The sequence below is a fragment of the Sediminimonas sp. genome, from assembly GCF_024637375.1.
GTDB lineage: Bacteria > Pseudomonadota > Alphaproteobacteria > Rhodobacterales > Rhodobacteraceae > Sediminimonas.
In genome coordinates this window covers 36,947-55,355 of sequence record NZ_JAGXFK010000021.1, presented here as the reverse complement: position 1 = coordinate 55,355, position 18,409 = coordinate 36,947, and the positions used below count along the sequence as shown (strand labels likewise).

The following is an 18,409-nucleotide window of genomic DNA, read 5'->3' as shown; positions in this document are numbered from 1 at the left end:
AAAGCAGGGGCAGGCACAAGTCGCGCGCGGCGCCCGCGCCCAAAGCAGGGGATATCCCATGTCGGATGAAGAAGACGAGCTGATCCTTTCCGAACTGGACGACGACGAACTCGTTCAACAGATGTTCGACGACCTCTATGACGGCCTGAGGGACGAGATCGAGGAAGGCGTCAACATCCTGCTGGAACGCGGCTGGGCGCCCTACAGGATACTGACCGAGGCGCTGGTGGGCGGCATGACCGTCGTCGGCAAGGATTTCCGCGACGGTATCCTGTTCGTGCCCGAGGTGCTGCTGGCGGCCAACGCGATGAAGGGCGGCATGTACATCCTCAAGCCGCTGCTGGCCGAAACCGGCGCCCCGCGCATGGGCAAGATGGTGATCGGCACCGTCAAGGGCGACATCCACGACATCGGCAAGAACCTGGTGTCGATGATGATGGAAGGCGCCGGTTTCGAGGTCGTCGATCTGGGCATCAACAACCCGGTCGAGAACTACCTCGAGGCGCTGGAGACCGAGCAACCCGATATCCTGGGCATGTCGGCGCTGTTGACCACCACCATGCCCTACATGAAAGTCGTGATCGACACGATGATCGAAAAGGGGCTGCGCGAGGAATACGTGGTACTGGTCGGCGGCGCGCCGCTGAACGAGGAATTCGGCCGCGCCATCGGCGCCGACGCCTATTGCCGCGACGCCGCCGTGGCCGTCGAGACCGCCAAGGACTACATGTCACGCAAGCACAACCAGGGCGTCAGCGTCGGCGCCTGAACAGCGCCCCGCCACGCGCAGGAGGCCCCCGCGCATGACCCTGCCCAGCGACACCACTCTGACCCGCGAGGGCCTGCCGCCCGCGCGGGCGGGGCGGGTTCTGGTGGTGGCCTGCGGGGCGCTGGCACGCGAGATCGTGGCAATCCGCGACGCCAACGGGCTGCATCATCTGGACCTGGCCTGCCTGCCCGCGATCCTGCACAACCACCCCGAGCGCATCGCCCCCGCGGTGCGCGACATGGTGGCGCGCCACCGCGCGAGCTATGAGCGGATTTTCGTCGCTTACGGCGATTGCGGCACCGGTGGCCAACTGGCACGCACCTGCGACGAGTTGGGCGTCGAGATGCTCGAAGGGCCGCACTGTTACAGTTTCTTCGAAGGCAACGCCGCCTTCGCGGCCCGCGACGAGGCGACGGCCTTTTACCTGACCGATTTCCTGGTGCGCCAGTTCGACGCCTTCGTGATCCGGCCGCTGGGGCTCGACCGGCACCCGCAGTTGCGCGAGGTGTATTTCGGAAATTACGAGAAACTGGTCTACCAGGCCCAGACCGACGACCCGGCGCTGACCGGGAAGGCCCGCCACTGCGCCGAGCGGCTGGGGCTGGCTTTCGAGCGCCGGTTCACGGGCTATGGCGACCTGGAGGACGCGCTTGCGCGGCAGGCCGCGAAGGAGGGATCGCGCCGCGATTGAGCCCGGGCGGGGGGCCAGCCCCCCGCACCCCCGGAGTATTTCCGGAAAGATGAAGATCAGGGACAGCTCAGCGCAGCGTCGAGGCTTGCGGATCCATCGTAGGTACCGATGCGGCGCGTGGCGATACGGCCCTCCCTGAGCGTGCTGGCGACGATGGCCGACCAGTCCGCGGTGGCGGTCACCATCTCGGGTGCTGCGCTACATTGCCGGATGCCGCCGGGGATGAAATCCCACCCGATGCGGTGGTTGCTCAGCCCGCCCTTGTCGGCGACATGCACCAGTCGCCCGCCCGCAAGGCGCCAGACACGCAAGCGCATGGCCAGGTGCGGGCGGTCGACATAGGCCACCTCGATCCGCCCGTCACCGTCGAGATCGGCGGCCCCCACGGGCGCCAGCCAGCGATGCGGGCGGCCGATATGCGGGGTGGCCGCGCGCAGGCCGTCTGCATCGTAAAGCGCCACCCGGGCCCCCTTGGCGAGGCTGCTTTCCACCACCATCGCCAGCACCCTTCCGTCACCGTCGCGGATCAGCCGCGGCGCGACATCCTCGAACACGCGCGTGCCGGGCAGGGTGATGCGCCGTTCGCTACCATCGTCCAGCGTCAGCACCAGCGCGCCGTATTCGACAGCGTCGCCCAGCACGCCATGGGCATAGCGGGTTGTCGGGGCATCATAGCGCGCCTGCGCGACCCCGCCTGCGCCCGCCGGCAGCGCCAGAAGCGCCACGCAGCACGACAGGAGAATCGCTGCCATGCGCGCCATGCTCAGATCTGCTTTTCGGGCATCTGCACGATCAGCCCGTCCAGATCGTCGGTCACCTTGATCTGGCAGGTCAGGCGCGAACGCTCGGGGTCGGGTTCATAGGCGAAATCGAGCATGTCTTCCTCCATGTCGTCCCTTTCGGGCAGTTTCGCGACCCAGTCGGGGGCGACGTAGACATGGCAGGTGGAACAGGCGCAGGCGCCGCCGCAATCGGCCTCGATGCCGGGGATGTTGTTGTCGCGTGCGCCCTCCATCACGGTCAGGCCGGTGGCCACGTCGACGACGTGCTCGGTACCGTTGTGCTCGATATAGGTGATCTTCGCCATCTCGCGCCTTCCTCTGGTTTCTTCGGGCCATACCTAGTAAAGGCGCGCCGCGCATTCCAGCCCTTTCGCGCGCCGAGCCGCGCTTTGCAGGTAGGTGGCGCCACGGCCCGGACCGAAACGATCGGGAGGACGCTTTCCCGGGCGCTCAAAACCGGCTACAACCGCCACAACGCGCCAGAAAGGCCCGAGCAGATGAAACACCCCGGCCCACTGATGGCTGTTGCCTGTGCCGCCCTTCTGGGCGCCTGTGACGAGGCGCCCGGCAGGGTGAGCGAACCGGAACTGATCCGCCAGACACAGACCGCGCCCCCCGGCGCGCGCGCAGGCACCTGCTGGGGCAAGAAGGTAACGCCGGCCCGGGTCGAAACCGTTACCCACCAGATCATGGTGCAGCCGCCCGAGGTCATGGCCGACGGCACCGTGCGCACCCCGGCGATCTACCGGACAGCGACCGAAAGCGTGATCACGCGCGAACGCAGCGAAACCTGGTTCGAGACCCCCTGCGAGGACCAGATGACACCCGAATTCGTCGCCTCGCTACAGCGCGCGCTGAAGGTGCGCGGGATCTATCGCGGGACCGCGAGCGGCAGGATGGACGGGCGCACCCGCGCCGCGATCCGGCGTTTTCAGAAGCCGCGTGGGCTGGACTCGGGCATCCTGACGTTGAAGACGGCGCGCAGCCTCGGGCTGGCGCCGGTCCCGCGCGAGGATCAATCGGAGTAACCCCTTGCACGGATGGAAAAAAGGGCGCCCCGAACCGGGGCGCCCCGTTACGCGACCCTGTACGCGGGTCTACTCGGCCACCGACAGGGCCACGAAACGCGGCTCCCCGCCGCGCCGCACCAGCAGCAGCAACGATTTGCGCCCGGCCTCGCGCGCGGCCTCGATCCGGTTTTCGAAATCCGTGATCGTCATGAGCGTCTGTTGCCCGGCCTCGGTGATCAGGTCGCCGGCGCGCAGACCCTTCTCGTAGGCCTGCGAGGCCGGGTCGACATCCATCACCACCAGGCCGTTGGCCCGGTCGCCCAGTTCGAGTTGCCGGCGCAGGTCTTCGGTCAGGGTGCTCAGCGTGAGCCCCATCACGCTGTCCTGCACGGGTTCGCTCGGCTGTGCCGCGGGAATGGCGGCGGCCTCGGCCTCTTCGCGACGGCCCAGCGTGACTTTCAGCGTCGTCGTTCCGTCATCGCGGAAGACCACCACGCGGACGGTCTTGCCGACCTTGGTGTTGCCCACCACACGCACCAGTTCGCGCGTGTCGGTCACCTCGCGCCCGTCGAAGGACAAGATCACGTCACCCTGCTTCATGCCGGCCTCGCGCGCCGGACCCTCGGGCACGTCGGTGACCAGTGCCCCGCGCGCCGCTTCCAGGCCCATTGCCTCGGCCATGTCGTCGGTCACGTTCTGGATGCGCACGCCCAGCCATCCGCGCCGCGTTTCGCCGAACTCCTTGAGCTGATCGATGACGCGGCCGACCACGTTCGAGGCCATCGAGAACCCGATCCCGATCGAGCCGCCATTGGGCGACAGGATCGCGGTGTTCACGCCGACGACCTTGCCATCCATGTTGAACAGCGGCCCGCCCGAATTGCCGCGGTTGATCGCCGCGTCAGTCTGGATGTAGTCATCATAGGTGCCCGACAGCGCCCGGTTGCGGGCCGACACGATCCCGGCGCTGACCGAGAAGCCCTGCCCCAGCGGGTTGCCGACCGCCAGCACCCAGTCGCCGACGCGCGCCGTGTCGCTGTCGCCGAAGGTGACGAAGGGCAGCGGTTGGTCGGCCTTGACCTTGAGCAGCGCGATGTCGGTCTTGGGGTCGGTGCCCATGACCTCGGCGGCGAATGTCTCGCCATCCTGAAATTCGACATCGATCTCGTCGGCGCCGTCAATTACATGGTTGTTGGTAACGATAAAGCCGTCCTCGGAAATCACGAACCCGGACCCCAGCGCCGAACGCCGGCGCGGCCGCCCCTCGGGGTTGTTGCGATCCTGGAACTGGCGGAAGAAGTCCTCGAACGGGCTGCCCTCGGGCACAATGGGCCCCGGCCCGGTTTGCCCCGCCACCATCGTCGAGGTGGTGATGTTGACCACTGCGGGGCTGATCTTGTCGGCAAGGTCGGCAAAGCTGCCGGGGCGCGCCGCGGCCGGCAGGGCCAGCGCCATCGCGGCGACCAGCCCGAGAAACATGCCCCAGAAAAGCCTGAGCGTTGGTGCCATGTCGTCGTCGCGCGTCAATGCGGTTACGTGATGTCGCAAATCCTGATCTCCTCTCGTTGGCTCCGTCCCCGGCGCGCGAAACCCGCGCAGCCCGGCCTGTTGATCGACATCTAAGAACGCGCGCGCACCATTTCAAAGCAGCACGATGCGCAATCACGGGCCTGTTACCGGGATCGGCGGCACCTCGCCGACGCGCGGCGGCCACCGATCAGAGGACGCTCTTGGCGATCCAGACCAGCGCCACGCCCAGCGCCAATGCCGCCAGCCCGAGGTTGCGACGCGCCGACAACGGCAGCGCGCGCAGCGCGTCGAGCAGTTGTTCGACAAGCGAAGGGGCCAATGCATAGATCAGCCCCTCCACGATAAGTACCAGCCCGAGGGCCAGAAACGCCGTCTCGATCACTGCGACGCGGTCCCCGAGCGCAGGTATTCGAAGAACTCGCTGTCAGGCGTCATGACCATGTTCGAGTTCTCGCCCGAAAGCGCCTTCTCATAGGCCGCCATCGAGCGGTAGAAGGCAAAGAACTCGGTATCTTTGCCGTAGGCTTCGGCCAGCACCGCGTTGCGCCGCGCATCGGCCTCGCCGCGGATCACCTGTGCCTCGCGTTCGGCATCCGATACGGTTTCGGTCACGGTCCGGTCGGCCTGGGCGCGCACGCGCTGGGCCGCTTCCTTACCGCGGGCGATCTCGTCGGCGGCTTCACGCTCGCGCTCGGCGCGCATCCGCGCGAAGGTTGCGTCAAGGTTCTGCGTGGGCAGGTTGGTTTGCTTGAGCCGCACGTCGACGACGTTCAGCCCCAGACCCTGCGCGCTCGTCTGCGCCTGATCACGGATGCGGTTCATCAGCTCGCGCCGGTCCTCTGAAAGGATGGTATCGGACGTGACCTGGTCAGCGCCCAGCACCTCACGGATCTGCGCATTGAGAACCGACTGGAGTCGCGACTCGGCGGCACGCACGCCACCGACGCCAACCGCCTTGCGGAATTCCACCACGTCGGCAATGCGATACCGGGCAAAGGCGTCCACCACCAGGCGGCGGTCGTCCGACGGCGTGACCTCGATCGTTTCGGTATCCAGCGACAGGATGCGGTCGTCATAGCGCACGACCTCCTGGATGAGCGGGATCTTGAACGCCAGTCCGGGCTCTTTCTTGACAGCCTTGATCTGCCCGAATTGCAGCACCAGCGCCTTTTCACGCTCGTCCACCACGAAGATCGACGACAGCCCGGCGATCACGAGGATCACGACGAGCGGCAGCAGGAGTGTTGTCTTGCGCATAATCCTAGTTCCCCTGTCCGGTGTCGGTGGTCGAGCGATCGCGACGCAGTTCGTTCAGCGGCAGGTACGGAACCACGCCGCTGCCCTGGCCTTCGCCAACCACGCTTTGGTCGAGAAGCGTCTTGTCGACCGAGCTCATGACATTTTCCATCGTTTCGAGGTAAAGCCGTTTGCGGGTCACTTCGGGGGCCTTGGTGAACTCCGTAAGCACCGAGGTGAAGCGGCTCGCGTCACCCAACGCCTGGTTGACGACCTGTGCGCGGTAGCCTTCGGCTTCCTGCAGGATCTGCGCGGCGTTACCACGCGATTCGGCCAGAACGCGGTTGGCATAAGCGTCGGCCTGACGTTGCAGGCGGTCGCGTTCCTGTTCGGCAGCCTGCACCTCGCGGAAGGCGTCGATCACTTCGTTCGGCGGGTCTGCGGTGTCGAGGTTGACACGCACGATTGAAATGCCGCTCTCATACTCGTCCAGCGTGTTCTGGATGTCCTGCATCGCGGTATCGGCGATAAGGCCACGATCACGGTTGAGGATTGGACCGAGGTTGCTGGCCGCGATGATCTCGCGCATCACGGACTCCGACACCGCCTGAACCGTCAACTGCGGGTCGCGGATGTTGAACAGCAATTTCGAGGGGTCGTTGATGTTCCAGACCACCTGAAACGTGATATCCACGATATTGGCATCGGTGGTCAGCATCAGGCCATCGCCGGTACCGCTACGCTGGCCGATGTTTTCTGTCCGCTCCGAGGTAACGTTGACGACATCGGCGGTGACCAGCGGCCACGGCGCAAAGTTCAGACCCGGACTGCCGATAGAGGAAAATTCGCCGAGGAACAACTCGACGGACTGCTCTTCGGGCTTGACGGTGTAGAAGCTGGCGAAGGCCCACAGGCCGACTGCCACCAACACACCCAGGCCAATCGTGCCGCGATTGAAACCGGGCCCGCCGCCACCATCGGCGCCGCCGCCCTGGCCGCCGCCGCCGCGCCCGCCCATGAGCACGCGCAGCCGCTCCTGGCCCTTTTTCATCAGCTCGTCTATCTCGGGGATTTGCGGCCCGTCGCCCTGCGGGGGCCGCCCGCCGCCCTGTGGTGGCCGCCGGTCGTCACCGCCGCCGCGATTTCCACCGCCGCCGCCGCCGCCCCATGGGCCGCCTGAGTTACCAGCCATCAGCGAACCTTCCCTTGTTGGTTTTCACGTATCATCTCCTGTCATTACCTGTGCAGCCAGCGGCGGATTTCAACCCGTCCTGACCGGCACCTTCATCGTCACGATCTCTTCCGACATGGTCGGATGCACCGCGACGGTGCGGTCGAAGTCTTCCTTGGTCGCGCCCATTTTCACGGCGATTCCAGCCATCTGGATCATCTCGCCCGCGCCCGGTGCGACGATGTGGCACCCTAGCACCTTGCGGTTTTCGCGGCTGACGATCAGTTTCATCAGCGCCCGGTCGCCGCGGCCCGCAAAGGCCTGCTGCATCGGCTTGAACGAGGTGCAGTAGACCTCGATCGGTTCTTGCGCGCTGGCGGCTTCCTCGGAAAGGCCGACTGTGCCTATCTCCGGCTGGGTGAAGATCGCCGTCGGGATCAGCGCGTGATCCACCGGCGTGGGGTTGCCGCCGAATATCGTCTCGACAAAAGCCATGCCGTCGCGAATTGCCACCGGGGTGAGATTGACCCGGTCGGTCACGTCGCCGATGGCGTGGATCGAAGGCACCGTCGACTGGCTGTAAGTGTCAACCATCACCTCGCCGTTGCGGCCCAGCTCGACGCCGATGTCCTCCAGGCCCAGGCCGGCGGTATTGGGGGCGCGGCCGGTGGCGAACATCACCTTGTCGAAGACGCGTTCGTCGCCATTGGTCGATTTCACCAACACGCCGCCCGAGGCATCGTCGCGCGACATCTCCAACACGTTGGTGCCCAGGTGCAGCTCGACGCCACGCTGCTGCATCTCCTCGGCCACCAGGCCGCGGGCCTCGTCGTCGAAGCCGCGCAATATCTGCGCACCGCGGTAGTATTGCGTCACCTTCACGCCCAGGCCATTGAGAATGCAGGCGAATTCACAGGCGATGTAGCCGCCGCCGACGATCAGCATGCTTTCGGGCAGATGGTCGAGGTGGAACACCTCGTTGGACGTGATCGCCAGGTCTTCACCCTTGATACCGGGTTTGACGGGCCAGCCGCCGGCGGCCAGCAGGATGTGCCGCGCGCTCTTGCGGGTGCCGTCGGCCAGTTCCACCGTGTGGGCGTCGGCCAGCTTGGCGCGCATGTCGAAGGTCTCGACCCCGTTGCCCGACAACAGCTTGCGATAGACACCTTCCAGCCTGTCCAGCTCTGCATGCAGCCTGGTGCGGAACCCGGCCCAGTCGAAGGCGCCGGGCGCGATGTCCCAGCCGAAGGCGCGGGCATCCTCGACGGTATCGACGAATTCGCTGGCATAGACCATCAGCTTCTTGGGCACGCAGCCGCGAATGACGCAGGTGCCGCCGTAACGGTCCTCTTCGGCCAGCGCCACGCGCGCGCCCCCTTGCGCGGCCACGCGCGCCGCGCGAACCCCGCCAGAGCCGCCACCGATCACGAAGAGATCATAGTCGAATGCCATTCCTTGCCTTTCAGTCGTTGAGGTCGGTGAACAGGTTCTCGTTCTCGACGAAATCCAGTCGGTCGCGTTCGACAGTGCCTTCGTTGATGTCGCGGGTTTCCACCCGCCCGTCGCCATAGCCCACCACGACCGCGTCGCAGATGTCGATGAACAGCCCGTTTTCCACCACGCCGGGCACCTGGTTGAGCACCATCGCCAGTTGCCGGGCATTGCCGATGCGGTTGAGGTGCAGATCGAGGATATGGTTGCCCTCGTCGGTCACGTAAGGGTGGTCGCTGTTCATGCGCAACGTCACTTCGCGGCCCAGCACGTCCATCGACACCAGCAACTCCTCGACCAGCGCCTTGGTGGTCTGCCAGCCGAACGGGATCACCTCGACCGGCAGCGGGAATGCGCCAAGGCTTTCGACCTCCTTGCCGGCATCGGCGATCACCACCATCTGGTCGCTGGCGGTGGCGACGATCTTTTCCTGCAACAGCGCGCCGCCGCCGCCCTTGATGAGGTTGAGTTCGCTGTCGATCTCGTCGGCGCCGTCGATGGTCAGGTCCAGCCACCTCGCCTCGTCGAGGCTTATCACGTCGATTCCCACGTCGCGTGCCAGAACCGCGGTACGGCTGGAGGTGGGCACGCCCTTGATGCGCAACCCGTCCTCGCGCACCAACTCGCCCAGGCAGCGCACCATCCACGCGGCGGTCGATCCGGTGCCCAGCCCCACGCGCATTCCGTCCTCGACGAAATCCACCGCGCGCTTGGCGGCCACGAACTTGGCCTTGTCGATGGGCGACAATTCTCCGCTCATGTCTGAAACTCCCGAGTGGCTTCACCGGCACTTATAGGCAATAGCCGCTCCCGGCGCGAGGGGGCATCGCCAGAGTTTTGCGCGTTTCGCCGCCGCAGTGCCGCTTTTCGGCGTGGACCGCGGCGGCTGGTTTGATAGGTCTGGGGCATGGAGACGCCTTATCGCCTGCATTACGCGCCCGACAACGCCTCGCTGGTGATCCGGCTGGCGCTGCTGGAACTGGACCAGCCGTTCGAAACGGTGCTGGTCGACCGCCGCGCCGGCGCACAGCGGTCGGCCGCCTACCTGGCACTGAACCCGGTGGGCCGCATCCCGGTGCTGGTAACCCCGCACGGGCCGATGTTCGAAACGGCGGCGATTCTTCTGTGGCTTGCCGACCGGCACGGGCGGGTGCTGCCCGGCGCCGACAGCGGCGCGCGGCCGCTGGCGCTGAGCTGGCTGATGTTCCTGTCCAACACGCTGCATGCCGAGATGCGGATGCTGTTTTACCCCGATCAATACACCGGCCCCGACGCCCATGCGTGCGACGCTCTGCGCACCGGCCTGCGCGACAGCCTGCGCCGGCATCTGGCGTTGCTCGACCGGGTGGCCGGCGCGGGTCACGGCTGGCTCGGCGCAGCGACGCCCTCGGCGCTCGATCTCTACCTGTGTGCGTGCCTGCGCTGGCTGGCGCTGTACCCGGTGGGCGACACTTCGTGGTTCGCCCTGCCCGAGCACCCGCACCTGGCGCGCCTTGCCGCAAGCGTGGAGGCGCGCGACAGCGTCGCCCGCGCCGCCCGGTCCGAGGGGCTGGGGCCACACCCATTCACCACGCCGCGCCTGCCCACCCCGCCCGAAGGGAGTGCAACCTGATGTTCCTGTCCGTATTCGAGATGTTCAAGGTCGGCATCGGCCCGTCGTCGTCGCACACGATGGGCCCGATGGTGGCCGCCGCGCGGTTTCTCGAGCTGATGCGCGCAGCACCCTTCGACTGCGCCGGCGTCAAGGGGTCGCTGCACGGCAGCCTCGCCTTTACCGGCGTGGGCCATGCCACCGACCGGGCCACGATCCTGGGCCTTGCCGGGTTCAAACCCGAAACCTACGACACCGACGCCGCCGAGGCGGCGCTGGCGGCGATTCGCGACACCAGGACCGTCGCGCCCGAGGGCCTGGGCACGCTGAACTTCGACCCCGAACGCGACATCGTCTTCGACTACGGCCCGCCCCTGCCCGGCCACGCCAACGGCATGATCCTGATGGCCACCGACGCGCAGGGCGACGTGATCTTGCAGGAAACCTATTACTCGGTCGGCGGCGGCTTCGTGCTGACCGAGGCGGAACTGGCCGCCGGGCGCGACACCGACGACGGGCCACCGGTGCCCTACCCGTTCAAGACCGCCGCCGAGATGCTGGAAATGGCGCAGGCCTCGGGCAAGACCATCGCGCAGATGAAGGCCGCCAACGAGGTCTCGCGCGGCTGCGACCAGAGCCTCAAACAGGGGCTGACGCGCGTCTGGGACGTCATGAACGCCTGCATCGAGCGCGGCCTGGGCACCGAGGGCACCCTGCCCGGCGGCTTGCGCGTCAGGCGCCGCGCCAAGGCCATCCACGACGCGCTCATGGCCGAGCGCGGCATGAACCTGAACGCGCCGCACACCATCAACGACTGGATGAGCACCTACGCGATGGCCGTGAACGAGGAAAACGCCGCCGGCGGGCAGGTGGTGACCGCGCCCACCAACGGCGCCGCGGGCGTGGTGCCGGCGGTGATCCGCTACTGGCTCGACCATGTGCCGGGCGCCACCACCGCGCGCATCGCCGAATTCCTTCTGACCGCCGCCGCGATCGGCGGGCTGGTGAAATACAACGCCTCGATCTCGGGCGCCGAGGCCGGTTGCCAGGCCGAGGTGGGCAGCGCCGCGGCGATGGCCGCCGCCGGTCTGGCCGCGGTGATGGGCGGCACGCCGGAGCAGATCGAGAACGCCGCCGAGATCGCGCTGGAGCATCACCTCGGGATGAGCTGCGACCCGGTCAGGGGGCTGGTGCAGGTGCCGTGCATCGAACGCAACGGGCTGGGCGCGATCAAGGCAGTCAGCGCCGCGTCTCTGTCGCTCAGGGGCGACGGCACCCATCTGGTGCCGCTCGATGCCTGCATCGAGACCATGCGCCAGACCGGCGCCGACATGAGCGAGAAATACAAGGAAACCTCGCTGGGCGGGCTGGCGGTCAACGTACCGAATTGCTGAGGCGCGCGGCGGCGCGTTCCGCGCCCTGGTTCCACGCTGGGAATGCAAAACGAGCGGCTCGTTTCGTCCCGCAGACCGGCCCCCGCAACACCCGCACCGCGCGTGCGCGCCGACGCGCCTCAACCCCATGGCGCCCGGCGCCGGGGCGTGGCAGGGTGCCGGCATGACCAACACTTCTGCCCCCGCCCTGCCCGACCGCACCGTTGCCGGCATCGTGTGCATGATCGCCTTCAGCGCGCTTGCCCCGGTGATGGACAGCTTTGCCAAGGCCACGCCCGAGGTGATCGCCGTGGGGCTGATCCTGGCGGTGCGCTTCGGATTCCAGGTGATCACGCTGGTCCCGCTGGCGCATGTTCTGGGCATGGCGCACCGGCCCGGCCTGCGCGAATGCGCCCTGCACCTGCTGCGCGGTGTGCTGCTGCTGGTGGCGACGGGGTTCTTCTTTACCGCGCTGCGCTACATGCCAATCGCCAACGCGATCTCGATCTTCTTCGTCGAGCCGTTCATCCTGACCCTGCTGGGCGGGCTGTTGCTGGGCGAGGACGTGGGCCGCCGGCGCATCATTGCCTGCCTGGTGGGGTTCGGCGGCGCGCTGCTGGTGATCCAGCCCAGCTTTGCCGAGCTGGGCTTCGTCGCGCTGTTGCCGCTGGGCACCGCGTTCTGTTTCGCCGGCTACATGATCATGACGCGCTCGATGACGCGGAGCATCCATCCGATCACGTTGCAGGGCTATACAGCCGTGGCCGCCACCCTCGTGATCGTGCCGCTGCTGGTAGTGTTCGACGGCACCGGTGTCGCCGCGCTCGATCCGGTGGTGCCACGGGGGCTGGCGGTGTGGACATTACTGGGCGTGGGCGTGACGGCAACGGTGTCGCACCTGTTCATCAGCTTCGCGCTGCGCATGGCGCCGGCGGCCACCATCGCGCCGCTGCAATATCTCGAAATCGTCGCCGCCACCGGGTTGGGCTACTGGATCTTCGGCGATTTTCCCAACCTGCTGACATGGGCCGGGATCGCGGTGATCGTGGGATCGGGGCTCTAAGTGTTTGCCCGCGAACGCGCCAACAGCATCCGCCGCCGCCCGCTGCCGCCGGCATGAACCCGCACCCTTCAGCTGCCCCAAGGATCGGCCGGCAGCGCGCGCAACGCCGCGATCACCGCATCCAGCGCCTTGAACGGCACGATCACCAGCAGCTTGGGCGCGCTCGCGCGCAGCCACACCGGCCCGGTCACCCGGTTGGAGGTGCCGATGCGCCCGTCGGGGGCCAGCGACAGCCCGTCGAGCGGCCATTGCAGCCCCTCCGACTCGGCCTCGACCGGCCCCATCGGAAACACCGAGAACCGCGTGCCTGGCACCAGATCGAGCCGCAGGACCGGCGGCGCCAGAAAGACCAGGTCCTTGCCGTCCAGCAGGAGGCAGCGCCGGTAGGGGTGGCGCACCAGGGCGCTGAAATTGGCCAGCGCGTGATCCATCCGCGGCCCGCCGAAACCCAGCCCGAGTATCACAGGCGCGCATACCGAGCGCAGGCATTTCTCGAAATCGGTGGTCTCCTGCTCGGCGATAGGGTGGATGATTCCCGGCGGCAGCGCCGCGCGGTCGCTTGCGCGCAGCGAATCCATGTCGCCGATCACTGCGCGCGGCATCAGCCCGCGCGCCAGCGCCGCCCCGGCGCCGCGATCGGCGGCGACGACCTCGCCGCCATGCGCTGTCACCGCGTCCCACAGGGCCGGCGCGATACCGCCACCGCCCACCAGCACGATTGGATCGCCCGAGCGAACAATGACCCCCGTGCCGCGCGAATTGTCGCCCATATCTTGCACAGAACACATTCCCGCCATGAAATGATACCCTAATAACCGAAGAATCGGTCACGTTTCGACGTGTATCACATGGTAAATGCGGAACTTGCATTACGGCAGAAAGCGAGTGAGCTATGGTGAACACGAGTAAAATTCTTACCGTCTCCTACGGGACATTTTCCTGCACGCTCGAAGGATTCGACGATTCCTTCGGCACGATGAAGGCTATTGCCGAGTATTTCCGCGACCTTGCCTCGAACGACCGCTATTTCGGTGCCGAACCGCCCACGCCCGATGCCGAGATGCTTGCCCGCATTGCCGAACGCGAAATCGCCCGCCAGGTCGAGGCGCGCCAGGAGCACGGCCAGATCGTGCTGCGCGCCGCCGATCAGCCCATGGCAGCCGAAGACCCGGCGCCCGAAGCGACCGCGCAGGCGGACGCGGCGGTCGGCGATGGCGACACGCCTGCGCCTCAAGAGGCCCCGCAACCCGCCGAACAGCCCGCCGCCGAGGCCACCGGGGCCGAGGCCGATGACGCCGCGCAAGCCGGGCAACCCGGCAGCGAGGACCAGCCGGAAGCCGGGGCGGAAACGGACGCCAGGCCCGACGCAACCCCCGTGCCGCAGGCCGAACAAGCCCCTGCCCCGGAACCGGAGAGCGCGACCGAACCAGCGACCGAAGCCCAGACAGCGCCGGAAATCGAAACAGAAGCAGAGGCAGAACCGGTATCCGGCACGGAACCGGAAATTGCGGCCGAAGCCGAGCCCGAATCCGAAGCGGCCGAGACGGAGGCCGAGGCGACCGAGGCGGCGCCGGAACCCGAAACAGCCGAAGCCGAACCCGAACCCGAACCCGAAGCGACCGAACCGCTGGCCCCGCACACGCGCGCCGAGAACGAAAGCGTCGCCGCAAAACTGCGACGCATTCGTGCCGTCGTCTCGAAAGGGGCCACGCCCGCCACCGCCGCCTTCGGGTACAGCGAGGACGAGCATGCCGACGACAGCGCCGGCATGGGCCCCGCCGCCGAAGCCCCGGCCGCCCAACCCGGCGGCGACACAGACGCATCGGGCGCCCAACCCGATACCGCGCAGGACACGGCGGACGACGGGGCGCAGGACGACACGCCCGAGGCGGCGCCCGAAGACACCGCCGGCACCACGCGCGCCGGCGTCCTCAAGGTCAAGCGCGCCGACTTCGAAGAGGCGCTCGCTCCTGAACAGGACGATGATGCGACGGAAGCCGCCGAGGAGGCGGCAAGCGAAGACACGGCAGGTGATGATGCCGTGATCGATTGGGACGAAAACTGGGACGAGGGCGAAGACGAGGAAAGCACCCTCAGCCCCGAGGAAGAGGCCGAACTGCGCCGCGAACTGGCCCAGGTCGAGGCAGAGCTGGGCGGTGAACCGGACGAGGGCACCAGCGACGACGCTGCGGCAGCCGCCGAGGACGACGACGACGATGACGATGAGGTCAGCTCGATCTTTGTCGAAACCGGCGCGGCCGAGCACGAAAGCCGCCAGGACCGGATCGCGCGGCGCGAACGCCTGTACAGAACCGCTGACGAACAGGACATGAACCGCCTAATCGCCAAGACGCAAAGCGAAATGGCCGAGCCCCAGGCCGCCAACCGGCGAAACGCCATCGCCCACTTGCGCGCCGCCGTCGCCGCCACCACTGCCGAGATCGAAGCCGGTCAGGGCCGTGCGCACGAAGACACCATGCCCGCAGCGGTGCCCGACGACCCTGCCAGCGCCGTGCGGCCCAAGCGCCCCGCCCGCGCCGAGGGCGCGCCGACCCGTCGCCCGGCCGCCGCGGAGGGCCCGGCGCCCCTGAAACTGGTGCCCGAGCAGCGCATCGACACACCCGAACCGACGCAACCGGTCAGACCCCGCCGCGTATCGCGCGCAGACCTCAACGATGCGACCGGCGACACCGCCCCCCAGGTGCCGCCCGCGCAGCAGGACGGATTCGCCGAATTCGCCGCCAGCGTCGGGGTGCACAATCTCGGCGACATTCTCGAAGCAGCGGCCGCCTACATGACCTTCGTCGAAGAGCGGTCCGAATTCTCCCGCCCACAGCTCATGACGCGGGCGCGGGCGCTACAGGGCGACGCGTTCAGCCGCGAAGACGGCTTGCGCAGCTTCGGCCAACTGTTGCGCAACGGCAAACTGCGCAAGATCGGCGGCGGGCAATTCACCGCCACGCGCGAGATCGGGTTCCAGCAGGAAGCGCGGCGCGCCGGCTGAGCGGGGGCGCTCAGCGCGCGTCGTCGTCGCCCTTGTCCGGGGCGGCGTCGGGGTCGGGCTGACCGATGCCGCGGAACACCGCCCTGAACGGCACGATCCAGGCGGTGCCGATCAGCACGTAAAGCCCCGCCTCGGCCCAGAACGGCGGCCGGTCCAGCATGCCCAGCAGCGTGATCGCCAGCACGATGTAGGCGGGCATCCCGACCAGCAGGATCAGCAGCGACAGCCGCCGGCGGGTTTTCCAGGACAGGGCCATCAATCGGCGAACGGGTCGGTGACAAGAATGGTGTCCTCGCGTTCGGGCGAGGTCGACAACAGCGCGACGGGACAGTCGATCAACTCCTCGACCCGGCGCACGTACTTGATCGCATTGGCAGGCAGGTCGGCCCAGCTCCGCGCACCCTCGGTCGACTCGGTCCAGCCGGGCATTTCCTCGTAGACCGGCGTGCAGCGCGCCTGCGCATCGGCGGCGGTGGGCAGGTGATCCAGCCGCGTGCCGTCGAGGTCGTAGCCGATGCAGATTTTCAACGTCTCGAACCCGTCGAGCACGTCGAGCTTGGTCAGCGCGATGCCGTTCACCCCCGAGATGGCGCAGCTTTGGCGCACCAGGCAGGCGTCGAACCACCCGCAGCGGCGCTGCCGCCCGGTGGTGGTGCCGAACTCGTGGCCCCGCTCGCCCAGTCTTTGGCCATCGCCGTCCTGCAGTTCGGTCGGGAACGGCCCCTCGCCGACGCGGGTGGTGTAGGCCTTGACGATGCCAAGCACGAAGTCGATGCCGCCCGGCCCGATGCCGGTGCCCGTCGCCGCCTGCCCGGCGATGACGTTCGACGAGGTCACGAACGGGTAGGTGCCGAAATCTATGTCCAGCAGCGCGCCCTGCGCGCCCTCGAACAGGATGCGTTTGCCGGCCTTGCGCTTTTCGCTGAGCACCTTCCACACCGGCGCCGCGAAAGGTAGGATCGCCGGCGCGACCGCCTTGAGCCTGGCGATCAGCACGTCGCGGTCGATGGCTTCGACACCCAGGCCCTTGCGCAGCGGGTCGTGATGCTGGAGCGCGCGGTCCACACGCGCCTCAAGCGTGGCCTCATCCGCGAGGTCGGCCACCCGGACGGCCCGGCGGCCCACCTTGTCTTCGTAGCATGGGCCAATGCCGCGCCCGGTGGTGCCGATCTTGGTGCCCTTGCTGGCCGCCTCTTCGCGGGCGCGATCCAGTTCGCCGTGATAAGGCAGGATCAGCGGCGTGTTCTCGGCGATCATGAGGGTGTCGGGGGTGATCTCGACGCCCTGACCGCGCAGCGTCTCGATCTCCTCCAGCAGGTGCCAGGGGTCGAGCACCACGCCATTACCCACCACGCTGAGCTTGCCGCCGCGCACCACCCCGGAGGGCAGCGCGTGAAGCTTGTAGACCGCGCCGTCGATCACCAGCGTATGACCGGCGTTGTGCCCGCCCTGGAAACGCGCGATGACGTCGGCCCGCTCGGACAGCCAGTCAACGATCTTGCCTTTCCCCTCGTCGCCCCATTGCGCGCCGACGACAACCACATTCGCCATGTCCGGACCCTTCGTGTGAAACGGTGTTGCGGTGAAACCCGCGCCGGTATAGCGGCACCGGATCACACATGAAACCGCAAATTCGTGTGCCATCGCGGGTCACCGCGACTGGACAGCGATGGCCCGGATGCGCAAGATCGCGGCATTGAAGCGAAGGAGATTTTGTCATGGGGTTCTTCCTGCGTTGGCTGGTGGCGTTCGCATTGCTGGCCGGCACCTACAACCCGACGCCGTGGAACTATGCAACCTGGGCGCGCACCAACTGGGAGCCGCAGACACCGCTGGCCGTTTTCCTGGGGCTGTTGCTGCTGGTGGGCTACATCATCTACCTGCGCGCGACTCTGCGCTCGATCGGGGCCTTCGGCATGGGGCTGGTGCTGGCGATCGTCGGCTCGCTTATGTGGGTGCTCTACGATTACGGCGTGCTCGACCTTGCCAACCGCGATCTCAACCTGTGGCTGGCGCTGCTGGCGCTGTCACTGGTGCTGGGTATCGGGCTGAGCTGGTCCATCCTGCGCCGCCAGCTCAGCGGCCAGGCCGACATCGACGACGTCGACGAATAACGCCCCGCCCGGCGCGGGCTGCGGGGGCGCGACGACGGGTTGCGCCGGGCGCGCAATTTGCCTAGATACGGCGCACATCACAGCGACAGCGGGCCGCCTTCATGGAAAACGTCATCCTCATCATCCACCTCCTTCTGGCATTGGCGCTGATCGGCGTGGTGCTGCTGCAGCGCTCGGAAGGCGGCGGTCTTGGTGCCATGGGCGGTGGCGGCGGCGGTGCCGGCGGGGTAATGTCGGGCCGCGCGGCAGCCACCGCGCTGGGGCGGCTGACCTGGGTGCTGGCGATCGCCTTCATCTGCACGTCGCTGGCGCTGACGATCATCGCGGCGCAGAAATCGACCGGCGGATCGGTGCTTGACCGGCTGGGCGAACAGCCCGCTGCCGAAGAGCCCGCCGACCCGGCCGCGCCCGCGGACGACACGCTGGTGCCGCCGACGCCGGGCGAAAGCGCGCCACTGGTGCCGCGCGCCGACTGATCCCACAAGCGATTGGGGCGGACACGCTGCGCCGCAACAGCATATTGCGGCAGGCTTGCCCTTTCGCCACGAATCCCTTATTACTTGGGTCCCGTGGTTCAGCGGTCC

Annotated in this window: 20 protein-coding genes; 9 read left to right on the top strand and 11 right to left on the bottom strand. The window is 67.4% G+C overall.

The window, feature by feature from the left end; genetic code table 11:
* Nucleotides 1-58: 58 nt before the first annotated feature.
* Both Q0L89_RS03040 and Q0L89_RS03035 read left to right on the top strand, forming a co-directional pair.
* The gene (locus Q0L89_RS03040) at nucleotides 59-769 is read left to right on the top strand and encodes a B12-binding domain-containing protein (RefSeq protein WP_296762440.1); all 711 of its coding nucleotides are present in this window, start codon (nucleotides 59-61) and stop codon (nucleotides 767-769) included.
* A 34-nt stretch (nucleotides 770-803) separates the two neighbouring features.
* Nucleotides 804-1,460 carry a DUF1638 domain-containing protein gene (locus Q0L89_RS03035; RefSeq protein ID WP_296762438.1) on the top strand — a complete coding sequence of 219 codons (657 nt, stop codon included), beginning with the start codon at nucleotides 804-806 and terminating at the stop codon, nucleotides 1,458-1,460.
* A gap of 56 nt (nucleotides 1,461-1,516) precedes the next feature.
* Here the strand turns inward: Q0L89_RS03035 and Q0L89_RS03030 are convergent, their stop codons facing one another.
* Complete coding sequence (locus tag Q0L89_RS03030; protein ID WP_296762436.1) at nucleotides 1,517-2,212, bottom strand: VCBS repeat-containing protein; 696 nt, start codon at nucleotides 2,210-2,212, stop codon at nucleotides 1,517-1,519.
* Between the two features lie 11 nt (nucleotides 2,213-2,223).
* Nucleotides 2,224-2,547: a 2Fe-2S iron-sulfur cluster-binding protein gene (locus Q0L89_RS03025; protein ID WP_296762434.1), complete on the bottom strand. Its 324-nt coding sequence runs from the start codon at nucleotides 2,545-2,547 to the stop codon at nucleotides 2,224-2,226.
* A gap of 192 nt (nucleotides 2,548-2,739) precedes the next feature.
* Here Q0L89_RS03025 and Q0L89_RS03020 point away from each other — a divergent pair, with 192 nt between their 5' ends.
* The gene (locus Q0L89_RS03020; protein ID WP_296762433.1) at nucleotides 2,740-3,270 is read left to right on the top strand and encodes a peptidoglycan-binding domain-containing protein; all 531 of its coding nucleotides are present in this window, start codon (nucleotides 2,740-2,742) and stop codon (nucleotides 3,268-3,270) included.
* Nucleotides 3,271-3,339: 69 nt separating this feature from the next.
* Here Q0L89_RS03020 and Q0L89_RS03015 read toward each other — a convergent pair whose 3' ends face one another.
* The 6 genes from Q0L89_RS03015 to rpiA form a co-directional block, all read right to left on the bottom strand.
* Complete coding sequence (locus Q0L89_RS03015; RefSeq protein WP_296762485.1) at nucleotides 3,340-4,731, bottom strand: Do family serine endopeptidase; 1,392 nt, start codon at nucleotides 4,729-4,731, stop codon at nucleotides 3,340-3,342.
* A gap of 238 nt (nucleotides 4,732-4,969) precedes the next feature.
* The gene (locus Q0L89_RS03010; RefSeq protein WP_296762431.1) at nucleotides 4,970-5,164 is read right to left on the bottom strand and encodes a DUF2065 family protein; all 195 of its coding nucleotides are present in this window, start codon (nucleotides 5,162-5,164) and stop codon (nucleotides 4,970-4,972) included.
* On the bottom strand, nucleotides 5,161-6,039 hold the full coding sequence (locus tag Q0L89_RS03005; protein ID WP_296762429.1) for a protease modulator HflC: 879 nt from the start codon (nucleotides 6,037-6,039) through the stop codon (nucleotides 5,161-5,163). The genes Q0L89_RS03010 and Q0L89_RS03005 overlap by 4 nt, the downstream gene beginning before the upstream one ends.
* Before the next feature lie 4 nt (nucleotides 6,040-6,043).
* Nucleotides 6,044-7,210 (bottom strand): FtsH protease activity modulator HflK, encoded by a 1,167-nt coding sequence (gene hflK / locus Q0L89_RS03000; RefSeq protein ID WP_296762428.1) that lies wholly within the window; start codon nucleotides 7,208-7,210, stop codon nucleotides 6,044-6,046.
* 69 nt (nucleotides 7,211-7,279) lie between these two features.
* Nucleotides 7,280-8,641 carry a glutathione-disulfide reductase gene (gene gor, locus Q0L89_RS02995; protein ID WP_296762426.1) on the bottom strand — a complete coding sequence of 454 codons (1,362 nt, stop codon included), beginning with the start codon at nucleotides 8,639-8,641 and terminating at the stop codon, nucleotides 7,280-7,282.
* 10 nt (nucleotides 8,642-8,651) lie between these two features.
* Complete coding sequence (rpiA, locus tag Q0L89_RS02990) at nucleotides 8,652-9,440, bottom strand: ribose-5-phosphate isomerase RpiA (protein ID WP_296762424.1); 789 nt, start codon at nucleotides 9,438-9,440, stop codon at nucleotides 8,652-8,654.
* A gap of 147 nt (nucleotides 9,441-9,587) precedes the next feature.
* Between rpiA and Q0L89_RS02985 the strand changes: the two genes are divergently transcribed.
* The 3 genes from Q0L89_RS02985 (at nucleotide 9,588) to Q0L89_RS02975 (ending at nucleotide 12,707) form a co-directional block, all read left to right on the top strand.
* Nucleotides 9,588-10,292 carry a glutathione S-transferase family protein gene (locus tag Q0L89_RS02985; protein ID WP_296762422.1) on the top strand — a complete coding sequence of 235 codons (705 nt, stop codon included), beginning with the start codon at nucleotides 9,588-9,590 and terminating at the stop codon, nucleotides 10,290-10,292.
* Entirely contained in the window at nucleotides 10,292-11,665 is a 1,374-nt protein-coding gene (locus Q0L89_RS02980) for an L-serine ammonia-lyase (protein WP_296762420.1), read from the top strand. Before Q0L89_RS02985 ends, Q0L89_RS02980 begins: the two co-directional genes overlap by 1 nt.
* A 163-nt stretch (nucleotides 11,666-11,828) precedes the next feature.
* On the top strand, nucleotides 11,829-12,707 hold the full coding sequence (locus Q0L89_RS02975; RefSeq protein WP_296762418.1) for a DMT family transporter: 879 nt from the start codon (nucleotides 11,829-11,831) through the stop codon (nucleotides 12,705-12,707).
* 68 nt (nucleotides 12,708-12,775) lie between these two features.
* Here Q0L89_RS02975 and Q0L89_RS02970 read toward each other — a convergent pair whose 3' ends face one another.
* A complete protein-coding gene (locus tag Q0L89_RS02970) occupies nucleotides 12,776-13,477 on the bottom strand; it encodes a thiamine diphosphokinase (RefSeq protein WP_296762416.1) in 702 nt (233 codons plus the stop codon).
* Nucleotides 13,478-13,599: 122 nt separating this feature from the next.
* Between Q0L89_RS02970 and Q0L89_RS02965 the strand changes: the two genes are divergently transcribed.
* A complete protein-coding gene (locus Q0L89_RS02965; RefSeq protein WP_296762415.1) occupies nucleotides 13,600-15,711 on the top strand; it encodes a hypothetical protein in 2,112 nt (703 codons plus the stop codon).
* 10 nt (nucleotides 15,712-15,721) lie between these two features.
* Here Q0L89_RS02965 and Q0L89_RS02960 read toward each other — a convergent pair whose 3' ends face one another.
* Together Q0L89_RS02960 and Q0L89_RS02955 are read right to left on the bottom strand one after the other, a co-directional pair.
* Nucleotides 15,722-15,967, bottom strand: a complete 246-nt coding sequence (locus Q0L89_RS02960) for a DUF2842 domain-containing protein (protein ID WP_296762414.1) — start codon at nucleotides 15,965-15,967, stop codon at nucleotides 15,722-15,724.
* Complete coding sequence (locus Q0L89_RS02955; RefSeq protein ID WP_296762413.1) at nucleotides 15,967-17,262, bottom strand: adenylosuccinate synthase; 1,296 nt, start codon at nucleotides 17,260-17,262, stop codon at nucleotides 15,967-15,969. The genes Q0L89_RS02960 and Q0L89_RS02955 overlap by 1 nt, the downstream gene beginning before the upstream one ends.
* Before the next feature lie 167 nt (nucleotides 17,263-17,429).
* Here Q0L89_RS02955 and Q0L89_RS02950 point away from each other — a divergent pair, with 167 nt between their 5' ends.
* Together Q0L89_RS02950 and secG are read left to right on the top strand one after the other, a co-directional pair.
* The gene (locus tag Q0L89_RS02950) at nucleotides 17,430-17,825 is read left to right on the top strand and encodes a DUF6524 family protein (RefSeq protein ID WP_296762411.1); all 396 of its coding nucleotides are present in this window, start codon (nucleotides 17,430-17,432) and stop codon (nucleotides 17,823-17,825) included.
* Nucleotides 17,826-17,926: 101 nt separating this feature from the next.
* Nucleotides 17,927-18,301, top strand: a complete 375-nt coding sequence (gene secG, locus Q0L89_RS02945) for a preprotein translocase subunit SecG (protein ID WP_296762410.1) — start codon at nucleotides 17,927-17,929, stop codon at nucleotides 18,299-18,301.
* Nucleotides 18,302-18,409 lie beyond the last annotated feature (108 nt).